Origin of the sequence: Pseudoalteromonas sp. (genome assembly GCF_041613455.1) — a bacterium.
Classification (GTDB): Bacteria; Pseudomonadota; Gammaproteobacteria; order Enterobacterales; family Alteromonadaceae; genus Pseudoalteromonas.
Genome location: NZ_JBFJHD010000221.1, coordinates 1 through 4,878, shown reverse-complemented (window position 1 = coordinate 4,878; position 4,878 = coordinate 1). Strand labels below are relative to the sequence as shown.

Annotated in this window: 5 protein-coding genes; 1 reads left to right on the top strand and 4 read right to left on the bottom strand. The window is 45.0% G+C overall.

Annotated elements, in window-relative coordinates:
* Positions 1-208 precede the first annotated feature (208 nt).
* From bioD to bioB, 4 genes are read right to left on the bottom strand one after another with little or no spacing between them, the layout of a single operon-like run.
* Entirely contained in the window at positions 209-892 is a 684-nt protein-coding gene (bioD, locus tag ABYB02_RS14640; RefSeq protein ID WP_372763148.1) for a dethiobiotin synthase, read from the bottom strand.
* A 17-nt stretch (positions 893-909) separates the two neighbouring features.
* On the bottom strand, positions 910-1,821 hold the full coding sequence (locus ABYB02_RS14635; RefSeq protein WP_372763147.1) for a methyltransferase domain-containing protein: 912 nt from the start codon (positions 1,819-1,821) through the stop codon (positions 910-912).
* Positions 1,818-2,969, bottom strand: coding sequence for an aminotransferase class I/II-fold pyridoxal phosphate-dependent enzyme (locus ABYB02_RS14630; RefSeq protein ID WP_372763146.1), 1,152 nt, complete (start codon positions 2,967-2,969; stop codon positions 1,818-1,820). Before ABYB02_RS14630 ends, ABYB02_RS14635 begins: the two co-directional genes overlap by 4 nt.
* A gap of 47 nt (positions 2,970-3,016) precedes the next feature.
* The gene (gene bioB, locus ABYB02_RS14625; protein WP_372763145.1) at positions 3,017-4,057 is read right to left on the bottom strand and encodes a biotin synthase BioB; all 1,041 of its coding nucleotides are present in this window, start codon (positions 4,055-4,057) and stop codon (positions 3,017-3,019) included.
* 97 nt (positions 4,058-4,154) lie between these two features.
* Here bioB and ABYB02_RS14620 point away from each other — a divergent pair.
* A partial coding sequence (locus ABYB02_RS14620; protein ID WP_372763144.1) for an aminotransferase class III-fold pyridoxal phosphate-dependent enzyme occupies positions 4,155-4,878 on the top strand: 724 nt, incomplete at its 3' end.

Here is a 4,878-nt window from a genome sequence, read left to right as displayed (position 1 = left end):
CACCACACCTAACACCAGCATTACTGCTAGGTTAGTTAATAAAAATAAAAAAACACGTTTCATACTTGTCCTCACAAAAATTGAATTGATCACTAAGAGACTGGCCGTTTGGCATTAAATCTACTGAAAGTGATCATTACGCTATGACACAGTATGTCACACCGTCGGCACTATTCTGTGACAAACTATGTCGTAAAACAAGCGTTATTTAAGTGTTTAACGCGAAATTTTCAAGTAGCGTTTTATAAATTTGTAATTTAGGCGTTTGCTCACTATAAGGACTAATCGCCAGTATAGGATACGGCAAGCGCGCTTTAAGCGAATCTAGGTTGGCTTGGTATTCGTCCATGTGCGGGTCGACTTGATTTGCAATCCACCCCACACAATTTACCCCCAAACTTTGCATATGTGCCGCTGTGAGTAAGGCATGATTTATACAGCCTAATTTCATTCCTACTACCAATATTACCGGTAGCTGCTGCGCTTTAACCCAGTCGTATAAATAGTCTGCATTATTAATCGGTAGTGCCCAGCCCCCCGCGCCTTCTGTAAGTATATAGTCGGCGCCTTGTTGCTTTACTACGTTATACGCGCTGTTTAGTTTATCCAGAGTAATCGTTACGCCTGCTTGCTCGGCGGCAATGTGCGGCGCAATGGCCGGTGCAAAGGCAAATGGATTAACCACATCGTATTTGGCACTTACGCTGGCGCTTTCCATTAATGTAAGCGCATCACTATTCACTAATTGCTCAAACGCCATGTCGCAACCCGATGCTAATGGTTTAAACCCTATCGCGTTTTTTTTATGCTGCGCCAGTAGCTTAAGCAGTAAACTGGTAACGTGCGTTTTGCCGGCGTCGGTGTCGGTGCCGGTAATAAAAAATTCTTTCATAATTAATAAGTATCGCTTTATTGGCGTTTAGTTAATGCAAGTAATATAACGTGATACGACACCTGTGCTCTATTGTTTTTTAGCGGATAAGCATGGCATACACGTTGTAAGGCGTGTTTGGTTAATAACCCTCGGCGAGTATTAGCGGTATTTTGCGCAGTAGCGCCAATCGCTTTAATTGAGCGAATAGCCGCAAGGGGGGTTGCAAATTCATCCACATAGCGCTTTTTAATGGTGCTGTTAATGCTAAACCCCGCCTTTTTGACCGATTGGTTTATATGTTGTTCACTATTAAAACGATTAATATGGCTGTGGGAATCAAGAGCACTAAAAGCGGTTTTTATTTCAGCAAGCGAGCCTTCAGCCACACAGCTAATATAAGCCTGCCCGCCTGGCTTTAGTACCTGGTGTAACGACGCGAACAACGCGGCTAAATCAGCCGACCATTGCACCGCAAAGTTACTAAACACCACATCAACACTATTGGCTTGCAATGGTAGCTTATCCATATCGGCGCACATACGCGGTGTATTGCAGGCGCTACTTTGTAACATGGTTAAGCTTAAGTCGATGGCCAGTACCTTACTAAATAATTGCGTTAAGGTAGGAGTATTCACTAAAGGCCCTGCCCCTAAGTCAACACATACCGGATTGGCAACTGCGGCGTTAATCGCTTTATTGGCCACGATTAACTTAACTAAGTCGTCAGCGGCGTGTTTTTGCACATTTGCATGCTGGTTATAGACTGTGGCCGCTTTTGAAAACTTACTGGCCGCGCTCTTTTTCAGCTGATTGGTTGGCGCCTTGTGTTTAGATGGTTGCTGTGGCGGCTCCCCTTGGCGGCTCACAGCTGCTTTGGTTATTACCCCTAGTAGCGGCATCGGGTTAGCAAGGTTTAAATTTGTGGTTAATTTAGCTTGGGCTGTCATTTTAACGCCCCCACTAAGCTACTTACTAAGTAATTGATATCACTTGGGGTATGCGCTGTAGTTAAAGTAATACGTAACCGCGCGGTATTGTGCGCCACGGTTGGCGGGCGTATGGCTGTAAGCCAAATACCCTGTTGTTTAAGTTGCTCACTGACGTGTAAGGTTTGCTCGGCGCAGCCCAATACTATGGGTTGGATTGGCGTATTCGAGGGCATTATCGCGAGGTTATGCGTGCTTGCAAGTTGTTTAAATAAGGCAATATTGGCATTGAGTTTGGCGCGTTTATCGTCTGCGTGCTGAATCGCTTTGATCCGCGCAAGCGTTAAACTCGCAATGAGCGGCGACATCGCCGTTGAATAGATATAATCGCGATTAAATTGCAGCATATAGTCTATAAACGCCTGTGAACCTAACACGCAGGCGCCACTGCTTGCCACCGCTTTACCAAAAGTGATCACTAAAATATCGGGACGTTGCTCTGCCGTAAGTGCCTCACAACTGCCCAAACCGCTGTTACCTAATACGCCAAAGCCGTGGGCATCATCTATCATCAGCCACGCATTATGCTGTTTAGCAAGGCTGAGTAACTCAGCCAGCGGGGCTTGATCGCCATCCATAGAAAACACCCCTTCGCTTATAATCAGCTTATGCTGGGCGTTGGATTTTTCGAGCCGCGAGCGCAAATGGTTCATATCGTTATGCTTAAAGCGCACTAATGCCGCGTTTGCATGCAGCGCGCCGTCTATTAGGCTGGCATGGTTGAGCTTATCTTGAAAAATAGCACTGTGCTGCGCCACACTTTGATCTTGAAACAATGCTTTTATCACACTGCTATTAGCACTAAAGCCGGCGCTAAATAACATCGCCGCTTGATAGCCTAACTGTTCACATAAGCTTTGCTCTAACTGTTGTTGCTGCCAATGATACCCAGTAACCAATGCCGAACTATGGCTGCCTAACGGCGCTAATTGATTAGCGGTAATACTAGTTTCACCTAAGCCTAAGTAATCGTTACTGGCAAAGTTTAGGTAACATTTACCCGCTACCGTGATCTCGTGCGCTGTGGCATGCTCTACGCAATGGCGCGTGCGTAGCAATGCCTGCTGCTGACGCGCGTGTAAATGAGTATTTATAAAATCAAATGACATATATCAATTAACTACCTATGCAATTATAACCGAATGCGCCGTGTCGCTTACGCTTCGTAAAACAATTCAGCGCTGGCTTGATCGGCCACTTTTGATGACAGCGATGCTTCATAGGCTTCATCTGAATAGTCGTGGCGCGTTTCGGGGTTCATACCTAACTTTTTAATTAATTGCATATCGGCATCGGCTTCTGGGTTTTCGGTGGTAAGCAGTTTATCGCCATAAAATATTGAGTTTGCACCAGCAAAGAAGCACATTGCCTGCATTTGCTCGTTCATGGCAGTGCGTCCCGCCGATAAACGTACATAACTGTGGGGCATCATAATACGCGCAGTAGCAATGGTACGAATAAACTCAAACTGATCTAAATCATCAACATTTTCCAGCGGCGTGCCTTTAACTTTCACTAGCATATTGATCGGTACACTTTCGGGTTGTTGCTCTAAATTAGCCAGTTGCATAAGTAAGCCATAACGATCAGCGGCTTGCTCCCCCATGCCGACAATCCCCCCCGAGCACACTTTCATGCCAGCATCACGCACATTACCTATGGTATCTAAGCGGTCTTGAAAGGTACGGGTAGAAATTATTTGCTCGTAGTATTCAGGTGAAGTGTCTAGGTTATGGTTGTAGTAGTCTAGCCCTGCGTCTTTGAGTGCGTGGGCTTTTTGATTATCGAGCATGCCTAAGGTCATACAGGTTTCAAGGCCGAGTTGTTTTACCTCTTTTACCATTTGTGCGATATACGGCATATCACGATCTTTCGGATCTGACCAAGCGGCCCCCATGCAAAAGCGCGTGGCGCCTTTTTGTTTGGCTAAACGCGCTTGCTCAACCACTTTTTCAACTTCAAGTAAACGTTCGCGCTCTAAATCGGTTTTATAATGACCTGACTGCGGGCAATATTTACAATCTTCAGGGCAAGCGCCTGTTTTAATAGATAACAAGGTAGATATTTGCACTTCGTTAGGATTAAAATTAGCACGGTGAACCGACGCGGCTTTAAATAATAAATCGTTAAATGGCATTTCAAATAACGCTTTAACTTCGCTGTGGGTCCAGTCGTGACGAACAGGTGCTTGGTGCATAACTTTTTCTCTTTATTTTTTTAGTAACGGTGATGTTGGTTTAGTCTACGTCTTGAAGTACCATTGTCAACGAAACCCACTTAGCATAAGTTTACATATGATTAAAAAGCAATCAATTGACCTAGATTTTGATCGTCTACATGTCTGGCACCCTTATACATCAATGACACAACCAATCCCGGTTTACCCCGTTACTCACGCCAAACATAATATAATTCACCTAGAAAGCGGCGAGCAACTCATCGATGGGATGGCATCGTGGTGGAGTGCTATTCATGGTTACAACCATCCGCAATTGAATAACGCCATGGTTGCGCAAATCAACACTATGAGCCACATTATGTTTGGCGGCATTACCCATAAACCTGCGGTTGAGCTATGCAAACGGCTGGTGGAGATCACCCCTGCTAATTTACAAAAGGTATTTTTAGCCGACAGCGGCTCGGTCAGTGTCGAAGTCGCGATTAAAATGGCGCTACAATATTGGTTAAGCCAAGGCATTAGCAATAAACAAAAATTAATGACCCCCTATAAGGGCTACCACGGTGATACCTTTGCTGCCATGAGCGTATGCGATCCGGTTAACTCAATGCACAGTTTATACAGTGGCTTTTTACCTGAGCACATTTTTGTACCGGCACCGCAAAGCCAGTTTAATGAAGCGTTTAATCAAGCTGAAGCCGCTGAACTTGAAGCATATTTTAAAGCGCACCACCAGCATGTTGCCGCGTTTATTATAGAGCCGATTGTACAAAATGCAGGGGGCATGAACTTTTATCACCCAGAGTATTTAGCCTGTGTTAGAAAGCTCTGTAATCAAT